The sequence below is a fragment of the Lentzea sp. NPDC102401 genome, assembly GCF_044765805.1.
Taxonomy (GTDB): domain Bacteria; phylum Actinomycetota; class Actinomycetes; order Mycobacteriales; family Pseudonocardiaceae; genus Lentzea; species Lentzea sokolovensis.
Genome location: NZ_JBIWKS010000004.1, coordinates 61,691 through 77,666 on the forward strand (window position 1 = coordinate 61,691; position 15,976 = coordinate 77,666).

General features: G+C 68.1%; 20 protein-coding genes and 2 pseudogenes. 12 read left to right on the plus strand and 10 right to left on the minus strand.

The window, feature by feature from the left end:
* Window positions 1-54: 54 nt before the first annotated feature.
* Window positions 55-1,155 (plus strand): hypothetical protein, encoded by a 1,101-nt coding sequence (locus ACIRG5_RS15280; RefSeq protein WP_402905046.1) that lies wholly within the window; start codon window positions 55-57, stop codon window positions 1,153-1,155.
* On the opposite strand, the gene ACIRG5_RS15285 is transcribed toward ACIRG5_RS15280, so the two are convergent.
* Window positions 1,144-1,737, minus strand: a complete 594-nt coding sequence (locus ACIRG5_RS15285; protein WP_402905047.1) for a hypothetical protein — start codon at window positions 1,735-1,737, stop codon at window positions 1,144-1,146. The genes ACIRG5_RS15280 and ACIRG5_RS15285 overlap by 12 nt on opposite strands.
* Before the next feature lie 10 nt (window positions 1,738-1,747).
* On the opposite strand from ACIRG5_RS15285, the gene ACIRG5_RS15290 reads away from it, so the two are divergent.
* The 3 genes from ACIRG5_RS15290 to ACIRG5_RS15300 all read left to right on the plus strand — a co-directional run bounded on the left by ACIRG5_RS15290 (window position 1,748) and on the right by ACIRG5_RS15300 (window position 3,751).
* Complete coding sequence (locus ACIRG5_RS15290; protein ID WP_402905048.1) at window positions 1,748-2,698, plus strand: amidase family protein; 951 nt, start codon at window positions 1,748-1,750, stop codon at window positions 2,696-2,698.
* On the plus strand, window positions 2,695-3,015 hold the full coding sequence (locus ACIRG5_RS15295) for a hypothetical protein (protein WP_402905050.1): 321 nt from the start codon (window positions 2,695-2,697) through the stop codon (window positions 3,013-3,015). Before ACIRG5_RS15290 ends, ACIRG5_RS15295 begins: the two co-directional genes overlap by 4 nt.
* A 79-nt stretch (window positions 3,016-3,094) precedes the next feature.
* The gene (locus ACIRG5_RS15300) at window positions 3,095-3,751 is read left to right on the plus strand and encodes a hypothetical protein (protein WP_402905052.1); all 657 of its coding nucleotides are present in this window, start codon (window positions 3,095-3,097) and stop codon (window positions 3,749-3,751) included.
* On the opposite strand, the gene ACIRG5_RS15305 is transcribed toward ACIRG5_RS15300, so the two are convergent.
* Window positions 3,748-4,290, minus strand: coding sequence for an NADPH-dependent FMN reductase (locus ACIRG5_RS15305; RefSeq protein WP_402905054.1), 543 nt, complete (start codon window positions 4,288-4,290; stop codon window positions 3,748-3,750). The genes ACIRG5_RS15300 and ACIRG5_RS15305 overlap by 4 nt on opposite strands.
* 61 nt (window positions 4,291-4,351) lie before the next feature.
* On the opposite strand from ACIRG5_RS15305, the gene ACIRG5_RS15310 reads away from it, so the two are divergent.
* From ACIRG5_RS15310 to ACIRG5_RS15325, 4 genes and pseudogenes are all read left to right on the plus strand, one after another.
* Complete coding sequence (locus ACIRG5_RS15310; protein WP_402905055.1) at window positions 4,352-4,942, plus strand: TetR/AcrR family transcriptional regulator; 591 nt, start codon at window positions 4,352-4,354, stop codon at window positions 4,940-4,942.
* A gap of 4 nt (window positions 4,943-4,946) precedes the next feature.
* Window positions 4,947-5,324 carry a DUF1801 domain-containing protein gene (locus tag ACIRG5_RS15315; RefSeq protein ID WP_402905057.1) on the plus strand — a complete coding sequence of 126 codons (378 nt, stop codon included), beginning with the start codon at window positions 4,947-4,949 and terminating at the stop codon, window positions 5,322-5,324.
* Between the two features lie 11 nt (window positions 5,325-5,335).
* Window positions 5,336-5,773, plus strand: a pseudogene (rnhA, locus tag ACIRG5_RS15320) (ribonuclease HI); the annotation flags it as partial.
* A 280-nt stretch (window positions 5,774-6,053) separates the two neighbouring features.
* A complete protein-coding gene (locus tag ACIRG5_RS15325; RefSeq protein ID WP_402905059.1) occupies window positions 6,054-6,467 on the plus strand; it encodes a PPOX class F420-dependent oxidoreductase in 414 nt (137 codons plus the stop codon).
* Here ACIRG5_RS15325 and ACIRG5_RS15330 read toward each other — a convergent pair.
* Together ACIRG5_RS15330 and ACIRG5_RS15335 are read right to left on the minus strand one after the other, a co-directional pair.
* Window positions 6,462-7,085 (minus strand): class I SAM-dependent methyltransferase, encoded by a 624-nt coding sequence (locus tag ACIRG5_RS15330; RefSeq protein ID WP_402905061.1) that lies wholly within the window; start codon window positions 7,083-7,085, stop codon window positions 6,462-6,464. The genes ACIRG5_RS15325 and ACIRG5_RS15330 overlap by 6 nt on opposite strands.
* The gene (locus tag ACIRG5_RS15335; RefSeq protein ID WP_402905063.1) at window positions 7,082-8,218 is read right to left on the minus strand and encodes a PLP-dependent aminotransferase family protein; all 1,137 of its coding nucleotides are present in this window, start codon (window positions 8,216-8,218) and stop codon (window positions 7,082-7,084) included. Before ACIRG5_RS15335 ends, ACIRG5_RS15330 begins: the two co-directional genes overlap by 4 nt.
* 74 nt (window positions 8,219-8,292) lie before the next feature.
* Here ACIRG5_RS15335 and ACIRG5_RS15340 point away from each other — a divergent pair, with 74 nt between their 5' ends.
* From ACIRG5_RS15340 to ACIRG5_RS15350, 3 genes are read left to right on the plus strand one after another with little or no spacing between them, the layout of a single operon-like run.
* Window positions 8,293-8,748, plus strand: a complete 456-nt coding sequence (locus ACIRG5_RS15340) for a GyrI-like domain-containing protein (protein WP_402905065.1) — start codon at window positions 8,293-8,295, stop codon at window positions 8,746-8,748.
* A gap of 37 nt (window positions 8,749-8,785) precedes the next feature.
* Window positions 8,786-9,097: a metalloregulator ArsR/SmtB family transcription factor gene (locus ACIRG5_RS15345; protein WP_319977016.1), complete on the plus strand. Its 312-nt coding sequence runs from the start codon at window positions 8,786-8,788 to the stop codon at window positions 9,095-9,097.
* A 2-nt stretch (window positions 9,098-9,099) separates the two neighbouring features.
* Window positions 9,100-9,981 (plus strand): SRPBCC domain-containing protein, encoded by an 882-nt coding sequence (locus ACIRG5_RS15350; RefSeq protein WP_402905067.1) that lies wholly within the window; start codon window positions 9,100-9,102, stop codon window positions 9,979-9,981.
* Between the two features lie 55 nt (window positions 9,982-10,036).
* Here the strand turns inward: ACIRG5_RS15350 and ACIRG5_RS15355 are convergent, their stop codons facing one another.
* The 4 genes from ACIRG5_RS15355 to ACIRG5_RS15370 all read right to left on the minus strand — a co-directional run bounded on the left by ACIRG5_RS15355 (window position 10,037) and on the right by ACIRG5_RS15370 (window position 14,067).
* Window positions 10,037-11,623, minus strand: coding sequence for a hypothetical protein (locus ACIRG5_RS15355; RefSeq protein ID WP_402905069.1), 1,587 nt, complete (start codon window positions 11,621-11,623; stop codon window positions 10,037-10,039).
* Between the two features lie 284 nt (window positions 11,624-11,907).
* Window positions 11,908-12,771: a helix-turn-helix transcriptional regulator gene (locus ACIRG5_RS15360; RefSeq protein ID WP_402905071.1), complete on the minus strand. Its 864-nt coding sequence runs from the start codon at window positions 12,769-12,771 to the stop codon at window positions 11,908-11,910.
* 170 nt (window positions 12,772-12,941) lie between these two features.
* Window positions 12,942-13,121 (minus strand): DUF397 domain-containing protein, encoded by a 180-nt coding sequence (locus ACIRG5_RS15365; RefSeq protein WP_402905073.1) that lies wholly within the window; start codon window positions 13,119-13,121, stop codon window positions 12,942-12,944.
* Between the two features lie 118 nt (window positions 13,122-13,239).
* Window positions 13,240-14,067 (minus strand): hypothetical protein, encoded by an 828-nt coding sequence (locus tag ACIRG5_RS15370; protein WP_402905075.1) that lies wholly within the window; start codon window positions 14,065-14,067, stop codon window positions 13,240-13,242.
* A gap of 135 nt (window positions 14,068-14,202) precedes the next feature.
* Here ACIRG5_RS15370 and ACIRG5_RS15375 point away from each other — a divergent pair.
* Window positions 14,203-14,559 (plus strand): annotated as a pseudogene (locus ACIRG5_RS15375) (class I SAM-dependent methyltransferase); the annotation flags it as partial.
* Between the two features lie 108 nt (window positions 14,560-14,667).
* On the opposite strand, the gene ACIRG5_RS15380 reads toward ACIRG5_RS15375, so the two are convergent.
* Window positions 14,668-14,880 carry a hypothetical protein gene (locus ACIRG5_RS15380; protein WP_330273541.1) on the minus strand — a complete coding sequence of 71 codons (213 nt, stop codon included), beginning with the start codon at window positions 14,878-14,880 and terminating at the stop codon, window positions 14,668-14,670.
* Between the two features lie 29 nt (window positions 14,881-14,909).
* Window positions 14,910-15,971: a DNA polymerase IV gene (locus ACIRG5_RS15385; protein ID WP_402905077.1), complete on the minus strand. Its 1,062-nt coding sequence runs from the start codon at window positions 15,969-15,971 to the stop codon at window positions 14,910-14,912.
* Window positions 15,972-15,976 lie beyond the last annotated feature (5 nt).

Below are 15,976 nucleotides of genomic sequence, written 5' to 3' on the forward strand. Positions count from 1 at the left end.
CGCGACCAGCATGATCGAAGTGGTTCGCACTGCCGCTGGGGAAAGGGCGAAGCCATGTCCTTCAGGCCGTTGGTCGCGATGAAGAGCAAGATCGGCGAGTTCGAATCGCTCCGCCATCTCGGCGATCACGGTGATTCCACTCCGAGGGTGATCATCGAGCTGCTCGATTCCGTGCAACCGGAAGGTCGTGGGCAGCTCATGCCCGCATTGGTCGGAGCAGCGGTGCGGTTGGCGGAGTGTGGGCGACCTGTGTGGATCGACCCATACCTGTTGAGCCCTGCGGCCGCTCTCGCTCGCTGCCCCGGCGGAGCGTTCGAGCACCTGGACAACCGCATCGAGAACGCGTTGGCCGACGAGTTCGGCCTCCTCGCCCCCGACGTCCCGGCCCTCATCCCCGTCATCCCGGTGTCGGCGACCGACGACCGGCTCAGAACAGTCGCGTTGCTCCAGGAACACCGGCCGCGCGAAATCGTGGTCCGCTTTCGGGACCTCCGCATCACCACAGTTCAACTGGTCGACCGTCTTCGTCACATCGCCCGCCGGACGCGAATCGACGACAACACCATGCACGCCGTCATCGATCTGGGCCACGTGGAAACCGTTCATCCCCAACAGGTCGAACAGGCGATGTCGCTCGCCAGGGCACTGACCGACCATCTCGGCCCGGATTCGACAACGCTGCTGGCCGGGTCGACACCCGCTACCCGGCACGGTTTCGCCACCGCCGTCCGGGACCGGCCAGAAGTCCGAATCTGGCGGGAGGTCGCAGCCGGAGTGAGCGGTGCGCAGATCAACTACGGCGACTACGGCGTAGCCCACCCGAACCCGCCGGCTCCAGGCAATCCTGGGCCTCGCACGATCAACCCGTACCTGTTCTACACGGTGCCGAACTGCGTGATCGCGATGCGGCGACAGCTCGTCAGAGAATCCGGCAAGGTGGCGCCGGGCGCGGCCGCCGAGGCGTTCACGGACCTGGCCGACGAGCTCGTGGCCCGGCCGGAGTTCGCCGGCAGCGGCTACTCGTGGGGTGACCGTGAACTGGCGGGATGCCGGCGGGGAGGAGGCCAGACCGCGAGTTCGGTCTCCCGCTGGATCGCGATGGCCATGTCGCATCACCTGGAACACCTGACCCAGCGGGCACCATCAGAGCTGTGACTTGCCGACGACGTCCAGCAGATCCAGATAACCGGTGGTCGTGCGCCACAGGGCGTCCGAGTGCGGGGTGAGCTTGCCGGGGCTCCAGCGGCGGTCGGTGTAGTCCTGGTTCGCCCGCCGCAGCGCCCTCAGGCTCACCTCGAACTCGTCCTCGACGCGCTTGCGCAGGTCCTCCTCCGACGGCGCGGCCGTGCGCACCAGCTCACCCGTGCCGTCGCTGACCGCCACGAGCGCTTCCTCGCTGACGCCGTCCGCCGCGCTCCAGACCAGCGCGGGCCGCTCGATGCGGTGGTTCCACACCGGGGCGTCCTTCGAGCGCCAGCGCGCCTCGAACGGGTTGCGCGACAGCCGTGTCGAGTTCGCCCAGTGCTCGGCGCCGACCGGTTCGGTCATCCACGGCACCTCGTCCACCGGCAGGTCGGTGACCAGCGCGACCTCGATGACGTCGACGTCGCGCGGCACGTCGAGCAGCTCGCCGAAGACCCACAGCTCCACCACCTGGAACCGGAAGAACGAGGCCGGCAGCTCGCCGCACTTCTCGGCGAGTTCGGCCAGGTGGTGCGTAGCGCGAGTCCATTTCACGAGGTGGATCATGCCTGACCGGGTGGCCGGGGCCTTGGCGCGGCTGGATGTCGTCGAGCCCACGCTGTGTGCGTTCCACGAGGTCTTCCGCACACCCTCTCTTGAGGTCGACCCCTCGCTGCCGTTCGCGGGCATGCCCATCGCGGTGAAGCGCGGCGAGCGACGGAGTCACCGGGAAGCGTTGGTGGCCATGGGGTGCGTGCCGATCGGACTGACCACCACACCCGATGGCAGCACTCCGTGGCAGACGTGGGGCCGCAACTCTCGCGGCCTCACACGCAACCCTTGGAACCTGGATCGCACGCCGGGCGGTTCGTCCGCGGGGTCGGCCGTCGCGGTGGCGTCCGGCGTCGTGCCGCTGGCCACGGGCGTCGACGGCGCGGGTTCGATCCGCATCCCGGCGGCGTGGTGCGGGGTGTTCGGCCTGAAGACGACTTCCTCCGAACGGGCCGCGGTCGGCGTCTTCACCCGCGACCCCGACCTGCTGGCGACCTATCTGGGCATCACGGCGGACACCACGCCCACTGCCGTCTGGTCGACGGACCTGGGTTTCGCCTCGGTCGACGACGAGCAGGCCGAGATCGCCTGGCAGGCGGCCGCCGCGCTACGCCCGCGCCCTGTCTCGTTGTCGCTCGAGGACCCCGCCTCCGACTGGTTCGTCGGCCGCTGCGGCCCGAACGCCGAGCTGGACTCGGTGTTCGAGACCGCGGACCTGCTGCTCACCCCGGTCACGCCCGGACCGCCGCACGGCCACGACGGTCCGGGCACGCGCATCAACACGTCGCTGACCTGGGCGTTCAATCTCAGCGGCCACCCGGCGATCAGCATCCCGGCCGGGTTCGACTCGTGCGGCCTGCCGGTCGGGCTCCAGGCGGTGGCGCGACACGGACAAGAAGCGGACCTGGTCGCCGCCGCACGCTTGATCTCCACCGCGGTGGAGGTTGCACCCTGGCCCCCATGAACCTCGTCGTGCGCGCCGAACACCAATCCCTGTGGCTGTGCTTCGAGCCGTGGGCCAACCAGCACACGCTGCTGCCCGGCACGTCGGTCGTGGTCCGGTTTCCTCCGGACACCGAGGTGGAAGTGGTGCACCACCGCGACGGCATGACGTTCTTCAACGTGGGGCCGCACCCCGACCTCTACGAGGAGGACGGGACGGCGTTGGAGATCTACAGCGAGTACATGCCGGTCTTTCCCGCCGACCTGCCGATCGCGGGACTCAGGCTCATCATGGACATCGTCCCGCCGATCCGGAACGAGACGGACAACTTGAACTGACCCGATCGGGTGGTTTGATCCCAATCCACCCCGCCGGCCCCGTCACGTGCTGTGTCCTCGTCGCCCGAGGAGGACACGAATGGCGAGACGCATCGGTGGTGCCGGAGGCGGGTCGGATCCCGGCGGCGGCAAGGCGGGCACGGTGGTGGTCGCGGGGGTGCTGGCGATGTCGGTCGCCGCGGGCGCCGGCGGACTGTCCGTCGGCGGCGGAGCCTCGACGGTCGCCGTCGACTCGGCCGGGGTGAACCTCACCAAGGCGAGGTCCGAGGGCAAGAAGTCCGCCCGCAACGGCGACGCGGACGGTGCGTGGCGCCAGATGAACATGCGCACCCTCAAGCGCACGGCCAAACCGGCGTTGGAGTGCGTGTCGCACTCCTTCGGCCAGGTGCGGGACCACTTCGTGCGCAACCCGTGCAAGTCGCTCGACCGGACGCTCTTCGCCGTCGGGGACGATCGAGGCAACGTCGCGGTCGTGTCCGTGGCGTGGGTCGGCTTCCGGAACCGGCGTGACGCGGGTGAGTTCAAGAAGCTGATCGACGTGCACGGCACCGGCGACGTCACCCCGCTCGCCACCCCGCTGCTCGACCTGGCCGACGTCCGCTTCACGGGGTTGCACTACGAGTCTCGATCGGACGGCGGCACGGTCGTGATCGCCGAGACGGAATCCGTGTCCGGCCAGGTGAGCGGCGAGACGCTGGACGCCATGGCCGACATCGCGAGCTGGCTGCCGCGTTAGGCGGCGACCGCTCGCACCGACCGCAGCGCGGACGCCCACGCCACCAGTTCGTCGAGCATGGCGTTGAGCTCCTCGTGCTGCTGCGGCTCCCCCTGCAGATCACCACGCCCGAACGCGACCTGTGTGCGCACGGTCGCCACCTTCAGTTCCGCCAGCACCAACCGCAACTGCTCCACGGCGCGGAGGCCGCCGTTGCCTCCCAGCGACACGAACCCTGCTGCCTTGTCGTTCCACTCCGCGTACAGGTAGTCGAGCGCGTTCTTCAGCACGGCCGGGAACGAGTGGTTGTACTCGGGCGTGACGAACACGAAGCCGTCGTACGGCGCGATGAGCGACGCCCACTCTCGCGTGTGAGCGTGCGCGTATTCGCCGAAGATCGCGGGCACGGGCTCGTCCAGCAAAGGCAGATTCACCTCCTGCAGGTCGATGAGCTCGAACGAGGCGTCGGTCCGGGCGTTGGCGACGTTCACGACCCACTGCGCCACGCCCGCGGAACGGCGGCCGGGACGCGTGCTCCCCAAGATCACTGCGATTCGCATGACAGCAAAGTACAACGCTCGTGATACTTAGTGCAATGAGCGTTGTACTAAGCTTCGAGGCATGCGACCGGACAAGCGGCAGGCGATCCTGCGCGGGGCGTTGAGCGTGTTCTCGCGCGACGGCTACTCGCGGGCGAGCATCGACGCCATCGCGAAGGAGTCGGAGGTGTCGACGCGCACGCTCTACAACCACTTCGCGGACAAGGCCGATCTCTTCCGCAACGTCATCCAGGCGAGTGCGAGCGAGGCCGCGCAGGACCAGATCGCGATCATCGAACGGCACTTCCACAAGGTCACGGACCTGGAGAAGGACCTCACGGCGTTCGGGAAGGCCATGTGCGCCGAGCACGGCAACGCCACGCACTTCGCGCTGGTGCGGCAGATCAACGCCGAGCTCACCCACATCCCGGCCGAGGCGATCGAGGCGTGGCAGGAGACGGGACCGCGCAGGGTGCAACGTGAGCTCGCGGCCCGGCTCGCCGAGCTCGGCTTCCAGGATTCGCGGCGCGCGGCCGTGCACCTGATGCTGCTCACGATGACGGGCGAACCCTCCATCAGGGGGACGCGGCCGGATGATGCCGACATCGCGGCCGGTGTCAGGGTCTTCCTGCACGGGCACGATGTCGAGAAACGGCAAGAGGCTGCGACATAGGGCTATGGACACACGTATCGACGACTACATCGCCGGACTGCCGGAGTGGCAGCAGGACATCTGCCGCGAGGTGCGCAGGCTCGTGCACGAGGCCGATCCGGGCGTCGAGGAGACGATCAAGTTCACGAACCGGCCGTACTTCGTGCTGGACGGCAACATCTGCGCGTTGCTCGGCACCAAGGACCACGTGAACGTGATGCTCTACGACAAGGCGAGCGTGCCGGACCCGCACAACATCATCACGAGCGGCCACGGCAACAAGACCGCGCGCATGATCTCCGTGTACCGCGACCAGCCCATCAACGCGCCGGCGCTCGTCGAGATGTTCCGTCACATCATCGCCGCCAACCGCCGTCGCAAGGGTGTCGGACCGCGTCGGTAGCCTCCTGACGCATGGCGGTCGAGATCTACACCGACGGTGCGTGCAGCCCCAATCCCGGTCCGGGCGGCTGGGGCGCCGTGCTGCGGTACGGCGAGCACGAGAAGGACATGTACGGCGGTGACATCGGCCCGACGACGAACAACCGCATGGAACTGATGGCGCCCATCATGGCGTTGGAGAGCCTCACCCGCCCGTCCACCGTGGACCTGTACACGGACAGCACTTATGTCCGCAACGGCATCACCTCGTGGGTGCACGGCTGGAAGGCGAACGGCTGGCTCACGAAGGCCCGCGAGCCGGTGAAGAACTCCGACCTGTGGCGCCGCCTGGAAGAGGCCGCCAACCGGCACGAGGTGGAGTGGCACTGGGTCAAGGGCCACGCGGGTCACCCGGAGAACGAGCGCGCCGACCGTCTCGCCGTGCGCGGGGTCGAGGAGGTGACGGGGCGGGAAGTCAAGCAGCCCCAGGCGAAGCCGAAGAAGGCGGCCAAGCCCAAGCAGCCGCGCGAGCTGAGTGGCGAACCGTGTGGCGCGCCCACGAAGAAGGGCACGCCCTGCCCGATCACGGCCGGTGCGAACGGTCTGTGCCACGTGCACGACCCAGCGTTGCAGTGCGGAGCTCTCACGAAGAAACGCGTGCCCTGCACCATCGCGACCGGTGGCGGCCGGTGCGAATACCACCAGGATTCGCTGGAACTGTTCACGTAGCAACCGGCGTAGCGTCGCCGTCATGCTTCCCGAATCCGCCAGACCAGTGCTGGAGTCCAACGCGCTCGGCCACCTCGTGACGCTCGGCCAGGACGGCTCGCCACAGGTCACCATCGTCTGGGTGGGGCTGGACGGCGACGAGATCGTCTCCGGGCACCTGGCCTCGCACCAGAAGGTCCGCAACATCCGCAACGACGGCCGTGTGGTGCTGTCCGTCGAGACGCCCAACATCAACGACCACGGCCTGCAGGAGTACCTCGTCGTCTACGGCACCGCACGCATCACCGAGGGCGGGGCGCCGGAACTGCTCCAGCGCCTCGCCCACACCTACCTCGGGCCGGAGGTGAAGTTCCCCCCGATGGACAACCCGCCGGCCGGGTTCGTCACGCGCATCAAGGTCGACCGCGTCGCCGGCGTGGGTCCCTGGGCCTCATAGCGGCGCGTAGCGGGCGTGGACTGCGGGCTGACCCGTGTAGTTCGGGCCGGCTTCGTCGTCCGCGCCCAGGTAGGCGAACGGCAACTCCAGCCTGCCCGCCCCCTCGTAGCCGACAAGGCGCTTGCGACTGTCGTAGCTGAATCCGGCTTCGCGCAACGCTTTGGTCAGTGTGCGGCCGAACGGGGTGCCGTCGGCGCGACGCACACCGTCGACGTCGAAGCTCGCCACGAACCGGCCGGTGGGCGTGAGCCAGGACGCGGCGCGGGTCAGCAGACCGAGTCTGTCGCCCACGTAGTGCAAGCCGTGCACGCACGTCACCAGGTCGGCGGGTTCAGCGGGCTCCCACTGGTCGACGGGAGCGACGACGAAACTCAGTCCTGGACGGGCCGGCACGTGATGGTCGACCAGGTCCACTCCGATGATCGTCACGTCGTCCCGTGCGGCCTCGGCGAGCGCCTTTCCCGAGCCACAGCACAGATCCACCCACAGGGCACCGGGTCTCAGCGCAAGGTCGGTTCCCAACTCGCGGCGATAGCTCGCCAGACCTCGTTCCCGGTTCATCTCGCAGTTCGCGACGACCGACGAACTCCACAGCGCCTCGTCGTCCAGCAGACTCACCGGAGCACCTTCGCCAGGCGCGCCATGCCTTCCCCGATCTCCTCCACCGTGTTGGTGGTGAACGACATCCGGAACGTCGCGTGGTCCGGCGTGGTCGCGAAGAACGGCGCACCAGGCACGAAAGCGACGTCGTGCAGCAGAGCTTCCTTCAGCAACACGGCGCTGTCCGCGTCGCCGGGCAACCGCAGCCACACGAACATGCCCCCGTCCGGATCGCTCCACGTCGTGCCGGGCGGCACGATAGCGGGCAGCGCGGCGATCATCGCGTCGCGGCGGACGCCGTACTCCGTGCGCAGGCGGGCGATGTGGGCGTCGAGGTCGTTGTGCACCAGGTAGGCCGCGGCGGCCGCTTGGTCCACTGTGGACGTGTGGAGGTCGGCCGCCTGCTTCACGATCACCAGGGTGCGCAGCAGGTCCGCCGGGGCGCGTAGCCAGCCCAGGCGCATGCCCGGGGCGCCGACCTTCGAGAAGCTGCCCAGGTAGACGGTTCTATCGCTGATCGATGCGAGTGGCGGCACGGCAGAGCCGCGGTAGCGGAGTTCGCCGTAGGGGTCGTCCTCCACGATCCACAGCGAGTTCGCGGCGGCGATCTCCGCGATCTCCGTGCGGCGCGGGACGGACAGGGTGCGGCCCGTCGGATTCGCGAAAGTCGGCACCAGATAGAGCAAATCGGGCTTTTCCGCGGCCACGACGGACCTCAACGACGAGGGAACCAGGCCGTCGGAGTCGCTGGCGACGGGCACGATTCGGGCGCCGGTCATCTGGAAGCACTGCAGCGCGGCCAGATACGTCGGTTCCTCGACCGCCACGACGGCGCCCGGCCCCAGCAGCGCGGTGGCCACGAGGGTGAGCGCCTGCTGGGAGCCGGTGGTGATCAGGACGTCCGAAGTGGGCAGTCCCCGGCCGGTCAGGCGCGCGGAGACCAGGGCGCGCAGGTCCGGATTTCCTTCTGTGGGGGCGTATTGCAGCACGGAGCGGTCTCGCAGGGCGAGGTCGTAGGCGGCGCGCACACCGTCCAGGTCGAACAGTTCGGGGGCGGGAAGGCCGCCCGCGAAGGAGATGACCTCGGGACGGGACGTCAGCGCGAGCAGGTCGCGCACCGGGGAACTGGCCACGGAGAGGGTGCGGTGCATGAACTTCACGTTAATCGGACCCCGCTCCCGCCGAACGCCGATTTTCTGTCAGTGCTCGTGGCTAGCGTGGAGACATGGACATCGAGACACGTGGAGAGCAGCCCTACGCCGCAGTCAGGGCCACGGTGACGCTGGAGACGTTCGCCAAGATCGCCGACCGTTTTCCCGAGGTCATGCAGTGGCTGGCCGATCGCGAGTTACCGGTCACGGGAGCGCCGTTCCTGCGGTACTTACGCGTCACCGGCGAGGAGTTCGAGGTCGAGGCCGGGATTCCGACCGTCGCCGAGGTGCCCGGTGACGGTGAGGTGTTCACGGCCACGCTGCCCGCCGGTCAGTACGTGGTCGCGCTCCACGAGGGCGGTCCGGACGGGCTGGCCGCCGTCACCGATCAGCTTCTCGCCCACACCGTCCAGTTCGACCGCGCCGGCGACAGGTGGGGCGCTCGCCTCGAGACGTACTTCACCGACCCCGCGGTGGAGCCGGACCAGAGCAAGTGGACGACGGAGGTGGCGATCCGCCTGGCGGGCTGAGGTAGCGCGTATATGCCGATCGAGCTATATTGCCGACATGGCATCTACATTCGCCGTGCTGGCGGATCCGAGTCGACGGGAGATCCTCGACCTGCTGCGTGAGCGCGAGCAGCCGGTCGGCTACCTCGTCGACCGGCTGACGCTCGCCCAGCCGACCGTCTCGAAGCACCTCAAGGTGTTGCGGGAGGCCGGTCTGGTCGAGGTGCGCACTGACGCCCAGAAGCGCTGGTACCGGGTGTCGCCAGGTCCACTGGCGGAGATCGACGCCTGGCTCGCGCCGTACCGGCGGATGTGGGAGAAGAGCCTCGACGCACTGGAACGCCGGCTCGACGAGATCGAGGAGGACTGACCGTGGACGCCGAACTGCGGATGATCGAGGGCAAGCCCGTGCTGCGCTTCGAACGGGCGCTGCGGCACTCGCCGGAGAAGGTCTGGCGGGTCGTCACCGAACCCGCCGAGATGAAGCACTGGTTCCCGGCCGAGGTCGAACTCGACGGCCGGAAGATGCGCTTCACGTTCCCGGACGACGCACCCGTCGACTCCGACGGCGGCGAGGGCGAGGTGCTGGAGTCAGACCCGCCGAAGGTCTTCGCGTTCCGCTGGCTGAACGACGTGCTGCGCTTCGAGATCCTGCCGCGCGAGGACGGCTGTCTGCTGGTCTTCACCGCGGTCGTCACGAACATGCTGTCCGTGGGCCGCGACGCACCGGGCTGGACCACCTGCCTGGACGCGCTGGTCGCCCACGCCGACGGCACGAAGTACGAGCCACCGACGGAGTGGCTGTCGCTCATCGAGCACTACGTCAGGAAGTTCGGCCTCGACGAGGGCACCGACCAGGCCGACGGCGTGCTGTTCGTCCGCGACCTCGCGTGGGCACCGCTGGACGAGGTCTGGAAGGTCCTCACCGAAGGCACCGAGGACGCGGTACCGGTCCGCGCCGCCCACCCCGGCCTGACGCCGGGCGAGGTAACGAGGCTCGAAGCACCGCGCGTGCTGGAGTACGAGTGGCTCCAGGACGGCGAGCCGAAGGGCAAGGTGCGCTGGGAGTTCGAGCACGTGCCGCTGCAGGGCACCACCCTCACGCTCGTCCAGGAGAACGCGCACGGCCCCGAAGCGCTCGCGGCCTGGCACGTGCACCTGGAACTGTTCTTCGCGGCCACGCAGGGCGAGATCCGCTGCCCGTGGCCCGAGGACCGCGAGAAGGAGCTGACCGAGCGCTACGCGGAGCGCTGACCGAAAGGCACCGGACCCCGGACGCGGCCGTCGCGCAACGGCCGCGCCGCCGGGGTCAAGCGTGCTGCACGCGGTCGACGAGGCAGGCCCAGTCCGGCACGCACCGCCGGCCGAGCCTGTTCGCGGTCCGCAGTTCGTGCGCCAGCACGGCCAGCCGCCGGTCACGCGGGTCGGGCGCGAGATCTTCGAGCCGCTGCACGTCGGCCGCGCTCAGGCGGAAGCCGACGAGCTTGGTCGAGTCGATCTTCGCGATCGTCCACCAGCAGGACGCCGCCGCGTAGTCGCAACCCAGCGTCCGGAACTGCTCCTCGGCGTCCAGCAGGTCCCGCAGCGCCTCGGACTTCTCACGGGTGGCGAGCAGCAGGTCGGCACGCACCTGCCGCGACCTCGCGACCACCTCGGGATAGTCCGCGGTGGCGATGACGCTCGTGACGAACTCCTTGCCCTCGTTGTACTTCCGTGCCGCGAGGCAGAGCCGCGCCTGCAGGACGGTGAGCCAGTGGTACGGCTCGGTGCCCGGTGTCAGCAGGCCCTCGGCCACACCCGCGCTCTCCCACGCGGCCGCCAGGAGGTCCCGGTCGCCCGTCATCTCGTGCAGCAGCAACTGCTTCTCCGCGTGCAGCGAGGCGCACACCCCGACCTCCTCGCTGGTCGGTCCGCAGATGGAGCGGAACGACGTGGTCGCGAGGATCAGCAGATGCTCGCAGTTGCGCAGGTAGAACTCGCGGTCGTACGGCATGGCCTCCATCGCCATGTGCAGGAAGACGCGCGCGTGGGCACGCTGTCCCCGCGCGGCCGTGGGCAGGTCGCGGTACTTCTTCGCGATCTGAGTCCCCTCCTCGGCCACCGACGCCGCCTGACTGAAACGGTGCTCCCGCAACAGGTGCCACGCCTTGCCCGACACGAGGACCTTCGCCATCAGGGACCCCTCCCCCTTCAACGGCGACGTCGACGAGAGCGTCTTCAGGCACACCTGCGACAGCCGGCTGACCAACCTGACATCACCGTGCGCCTTCGCGACGCCGACCACCGAGTCGAACGCCCTGGCGAGTTCGAGATCGCTTTCGCCCTGCTCCACCAGTTCGTGCGCGAGCCGGTACGCGAGCTCCGACGACGGCGGATGCGCTTCCAGGTCCGCCAGCATCAGCCGGGTCCGGTGCGCCACCCCTTGTTCCACCTGCATCACTTCACCCCCGTTCCCCACCTCGAGCGCGCCGAGACTGCGCACCAACTCCTCCTCGCCGAGCCGCGTGCCGGGATCGAACCGGTGGAGCACCAACTGCTGCAGGACGGACGGCAGCGCGTTCGCGTCGACGTCCGGCGGCACCACCGGCATCACGGCGCATCCGTTCGCGCCGCCGTGGTGGTAGATCTTGTGCCGCACCAGCCCGGCCTCGTAGCGCACTCCCCTGCGCTCCACGAAGTCGTTGGACTGCAACGCCTTCACGTAGTCGTCCGACACGATGACGAGAACCGTCCTGTCCCGGACCGCGGTCTCCATCCAGGCCGGAATGGACAGTGGACGGATGATCGGAAGATCGCCGTCCCAGAGCACGTCGAACCCGCGGGACCGCAACGCCCCCACCACCGCCGAGGCGGCAAGACCCCCATCGCTACTGCTGTAGCTAACGAATATGGCCATCGCAGCGCCCTCTCCCGTGGTGATCTACGAGGGGGTGAATGCGATTTCTGGTGTCCTTGCGCATGATGAGCCTCCTGCGGGTGTGGTCGCGCGCCGGTCGGCGAAGACCGGTCTGGGCGAGGACCCATCACCCGAACGGGACCTGGATGGCGGCACTCATCAGGGTTCGAACGTCATAGGCTTGCCTACGGCGACATTGCCTCGCCTCATTGGACTGGGGTTCGGTTGTGATCTGCCATCGGACGGGTGGCTGTTGGCGCAGCCACCCGCCCGGCCATAGCGATTCAGGCCCCTCCTAGCTCTTTCAGTCGTCGGTCGATCACCTTCGGCGTCTCCTCAGCCGGCAGCGCGAAGTCCTCCAGCTGGATGAAGTAGTTCAGGAACTCCTTGAGCTCCGGCCCCGCCGTCATCAGCTCGTCGCGGCCGGGATGTTCGAGCAGCAAAGCGAAGTCCTCCTCCCCCTCGGAGAACTCGAGGATGGAGAACGAACCCTTCATCGCCGGGTGGATGCCCGCGGAGAAGGGCAGGATCTGAACGGTCACGTGCCCCAGAGCCGCGACTTCCTTGATGCGCTGCAACTGCCGGCGGAGCACGCCCTCGTTGCCGATGACCCTGTGCAGGACCGACTCGTCGAGGATGATGGAGATCTCGGGGCCGTCCGGATCCAGCACCGACTGACGGTGCATGCGGATCTCCACACCGCGTTCGACGACTTCGTCCGTGTTGCCGTAACTCTTGACCAGCGCGTGCGCGTAGTCGGGAGTCTGCAGCAGCCCGGAGACCACGTTGAGCTGGCTCTGCCGAATGCGGACGGCTGCGGTCTCCAGCTCGACGTACTTCGCGAACTGCTCGCTGAACGAGCCCCGGTACTTCTCCATCCACGCCGATTTCGACTGCCGGATCGCCCTGGTCATGCCCACCAGTTCGGTGACGCGGTCGTCATCGCGCACCCCGTAGTGGAAGAGGAGCGCCTGCACGTCGGTGACAGAGATCTTGTTCTCCCCCTTTTCAATCCTGATCAGTTTCGAAACGGACCAGTCCATCGCGTCGGCGACGGCCTGCTGACTGAGACCGAGCTCGTCCCGCGTCTGCTTCAACTCGCCGAGCAGGCGCTTCTGCAGTACGACGGGACTTTCCTTGCGGGGCAACGCGCCACTCCTCAATCTGCTAGGTAGCAGAATGGTAGCCCTCGATTGGAGGGGTTCCACAATGATTGGCCACCAATTGACCACTTTCAGAGAGAAAGATCGCAGAAAGAAGCCACGCAGATCAAATCCCGGACTCCATCAGAGTGGAGGACGTCACCCGTTCGGCGTGCTCACGAACGAGCGAGGAGGACGAACGCGTGCCAGCCCGCACGCGAGACCGTGAGTCGTCGGCCGCCGGCATCCTTGGAGTCCCGAATCAACACCCACCCGCGGTCACCAGCGCACTCAACACAAGCACTGCCATCGTTGCCACTGTACGAGCTGCGCTTCCACGCGAATTCCGTCGCCATTGGTCGCCCTCCCGGCAAGGTCCCCGACCCGACAAGGCCACACTTGAGCGTAGATCCGGCTAGTTGATCGATCTACCGCCAGAGGTCGCCTACTGGAACTTGTTGCCATCACGTGGAATCAGAGCGTGGCGAACCGATCGACGCCCACGCCGCTGATCAGCAGTCGTTCCTTGCGGTTGCCCGTGAGCCGAGCGGTCCAGTCGACGAACCCACCGTCGCCGATCTCCACACCGTCGCGGAACACCTTGAAGCACAGGCCCTGGTAGTACCCGGTGTGCCGGGACGAGTCGGCGGGCAGATCGCCGCGCACCACCTCGAAGCGCGGATCCAGCACGGTCACGCGGAACTCGACGTCACCACAGGCAGATCGCAGGAACGCGACGTGCTCCGCGAAGTGCTCGAGCTCGAAAGCGAGCGAACCGCGATCGCGGCCGGCCGACACCGCCGCGAACAACGTGAAGTGCGCGAACCTCCCGGCGCCGCCGAACATCTGCGCGCGCACCACCCGCTGCACCGCCGCCAGCCGCACGTCGTCCGATCCGGCCTGGCGCAGCAAGGCGGCTTCCAAAGCGAGGGCGTTCGTCGGGTCGGCCGCGACCTCGGTGCCGCGCATGGTCGACAGGACGTTGTTCTGGTCCATCTCAGCCACCGCGGAACACGTTCCCAGCGGTGCCACGGGAGCGAGCCCCAGCACGGAGAACGACGACGGCAGCGCGGCCAGCAGCCGGTCCTCCGCCGCGCGCAGCACGGAGAACGGCACAGAAGAAGGCGCCACGAACCGGTCGGACCGGTACTGCCGCAACACATCCGCGCCGGACAGCGCGCCGGCACGTCGGCGCGCCAACGCGAGCAGCAGGCTCGTGAGGTCGCTGCCGGGCAGGCTCGCGAGCCGGTCCAGCACTTCTTCTCCGCCCACGGACCGCAGTACTCGCGCCAGAACACCCATGCCTGCCATGATCCGCGTTCCGGCCAGCGGATTTCCGGCGAGCCCATCAGTGGATCACCAGGGTCGTGACCACGACCGAGATCCAGGAAGGCGAGTTGTGGGGCCGCAAGGCAGCACAGCGGGCGGCGCGAGTTCTGTGCCGCCGCAACGGAAGCGGGCGCGAGAGCGCCCGGGATCGACCTCTCGAAAGCCATGATCGCGCTGGCACGGCAGGCGAGCACCGCCGAGTTTCACGAGCTGCCACTGGGGCGACTGCCTTGGCAGGACGGCACGTTCGACGGCGCGCCGGATCCCGATGAGGAGCACGCGAGCGACCTGCTGGCCGTCGGCAGGGCCGTGCGAGGGCCGGGCGGGCGCAGGGGTGTGAAGCTGCCTGAGCCGCACGAGAAACTCACGATCGACATTCCCCAGGAACATCCCGACGAGGCCACGATGCTGCTCAGCTTCCTGAGCGTGGGCAGCTATCAGCGCATCATCGAGAGCGAGAGGTGAGGAAAAAGTCGTGGAAAAAATCAGGGCCGCGGTTGAACCGTTCCGAACCCCGGGCTGTGCCTATCGTTTTTCGAACAAGTACCTGATGTCCGTCTTCCGCGAGAACGATCAGGCGGCGAGCATCTGGTAGCCCGCGCTGGTCAGTGCCGCGGGGCCGGAACGTGCGCTGATCAGGCCCGCAGTGGTCAGGCGCAGTCCGGCGAACTGGTCGGCGCAGCACAGGCCGTCGACGAGCAGGGAGCTTCCGGCGATCTCGCAACGGCCGTCGGCAACTGCTCTGAGAACGGCGCGGTCGCGGTGGGTGAGCGATGAGTCGGTCATCTTCTTCTCCTAGCCTTCAAATCCTCTACTTACTGATACGTCGAAGGGGAAGGCTTTGGTTCGACATCATCGTCAGAGAATTCTGCGCGTACCCCCAGAAGGCGTACGGCCCTGCCGTGTTCGAAGCGGTCCAGCACGACCAGAGCGGCCGCGGCCAGCTCTTCGGCGGAGGACGTCGGCGCAGGCAGCTTCATCAGACGGACCTTCGTGAAGAACGGCACGAACCGCACCTTCACGCCCACGCGCACGGCCGGACGCCCTTCGGCGACCACATCCGCAGCCACCTGATGCGCCAGCGCCACGACCTCGCGGCGGATGTCCTCCAACGAGGCGAGGTCCTGCTGGAAGGTCCTTTCGTGCGACCGGGACTTCACGACCCACGGTGTCGCGCTCACGACCGTGTCACCGGCGCCCTGAGCGACCTCGCGGAAGTACGGACCCATCCGCGGGCCGAACCGGGCGGCCAGCGCGTCGGCGGAAGCCGTGGCCAGGTCCGTCACGGTCACGAGACCGAGCTCCGCGAGCTTGCGCTCGGTCTTCGCGCCGATCCCCCACAGCGCGGACGTCGGCCGGTGCCCCATCACCTCGGCCCAGTTCTCCCGCGTGAGCCGGAAGACGCCGGCGGGCTTGCCGAACTCGGTCGCGATCTTGGCTCGCAGCTTGTTGTCGCCGATGCCCACCGAGCAGTGCAGACCGGTCTTCTCCAGCACCGCCGCCTGCAACGACCGCGCGAGCGCCACCGGATCGTCCACCGCGGCGCCGACGAACGCCTCGTCCCAGCCCATCACCTCGACGACCACGGGGAACGAGCGCAGCACGGCCATCACGTCCGCCGACGCGGCCTCGTACAGGGCGTGGTCCACCGGGAGGTAGACGGCGTCCGGCAGCTTCTTGAACGCGGTTCGCAGCGGCAGGCCGGAGCGCACGCCGAACTCGCGCGCCTCGTAGGACGCGGTGGCCACGACCGCGCGTTCGGTCGGGTCGCCGTTGCCGCCCACCACCACGGGCCGGCCGCGCAACGACGGATCGCGCAGCACCTCGACCGCCGCGATGAACTGGTCGAGGTCCACGTGCAGGACCCAGTCCGCCATGCTGG

Excerpts from the sequence above, each read along its gene's own strand:
- ACIRG5_RS15280 (WP_402905046.1), top strand. The coding sequence starts at position 55 with ATGTCCTTCAGGCCGTTGGTCGCGATGAAGAGCAAGATCGGCGAGTTC.
- ACIRG5_RS15290 (WP_402905048.1), top strand. The coding sequence starts at position 1,748 with ATGCCTGACCGGGTGGCCGGGGCCTTGGCGCGGCTGGATGTCGTCGAG.
- ACIRG5_RS15295 (WP_402905050.1), top strand. The coding sequence starts at position 2,695 with ATGAACCTCGTCGTGCGCGCCGAACACCAATCCCTGTGGCTGTGCTTC.
- ACIRG5_RS15300 (WP_402905052.1), top strand. The coding sequence starts at position 3,095 with ATGGCGAGACGCATCGGTGGTGCCGGAGGCGGGTCGGATCCCGGCGGC.
- ACIRG5_RS15305 (WP_402905054.1), bottom strand. The coding sequence starts at position 4,290 with ATGCGAATCGCAGTGATCTTGGGGAGCACGCGTCCCGGCCGCCGTTCC.
- ACIRG5_RS15310 (WP_402905055.1), top strand. The coding sequence starts at position 4,352 with ATGCGACCGGACAAGCGGCAGGCGATCCTGCGCGGGGCGTTGAGCGTG.
- ACIRG5_RS15315 (WP_402905057.1), top strand. The coding sequence starts at position 4,947 with ATGGACACACGTATCGACGACTACATCGCCGGACTGCCGGAGTGGCAG.
- ACIRG5_RS15325 (WP_402905059.1), top strand. The coding sequence starts at position 6,054 with ATGCTTCCCGAATCCGCCAGACCAGTGCTGGAGTCCAACGCGCTCGGC.
- ACIRG5_RS15335 (WP_402905063.1), bottom strand. The coding sequence starts at position 8,218 with ATGCACCGCACCCTCTCCGTGGCCAGTTCCCCGGTGCGCGACCTGCTC.
- ACIRG5_RS15340 (WP_402905065.1), top strand. The coding sequence starts at position 8,293 with ATGGACATCGAGACACGTGGAGAGCAGCCCTACGCCGCAGTCAGGGCC.
- ACIRG5_RS15345 (WP_319977016.1), top strand. The coding sequence starts at position 8,786 with ATGGCATCTACATTCGCCGTGCTGGCGGATCCGAGTCGACGGGAGATC.
- ACIRG5_RS15355 (WP_402905069.1), bottom strand. The coding sequence starts at position 11,623 with ATGGCCATATTCGTTAGCTACAGCAGTAGCGATGGGGGTCTTGCCGCC.
- ACIRG5_RS15365 (WP_402905073.1), bottom strand. The coding sequence starts at position 13,121 with ATGGCGACGGAATTCGCGTGGAAGCGCAGCTCGTACAGTGGCAACGAT.
- ACIRG5_RS15370 (WP_402905075.1), bottom strand. The coding sequence starts at position 14,067 with ATGGGTGTTCTGGCGCGAGTACTGCGGTCCGTGGGCGGAGAAGAAGTG.
- ACIRG5_RS15380 (WP_330273541.1), bottom strand. The coding sequence starts at position 14,880 with ATGACCGACTCATCGCTCACCCACCGCGACCGCGCCGTTCTCAGAGCA.
- ACIRG5_RS15385 (WP_402905077.1), bottom strand. The coding sequence starts at position 15,971 with ATGGCGGACTGGGTCCTGCACGTGGACCTCGACCAGTTCATCGCGGCG.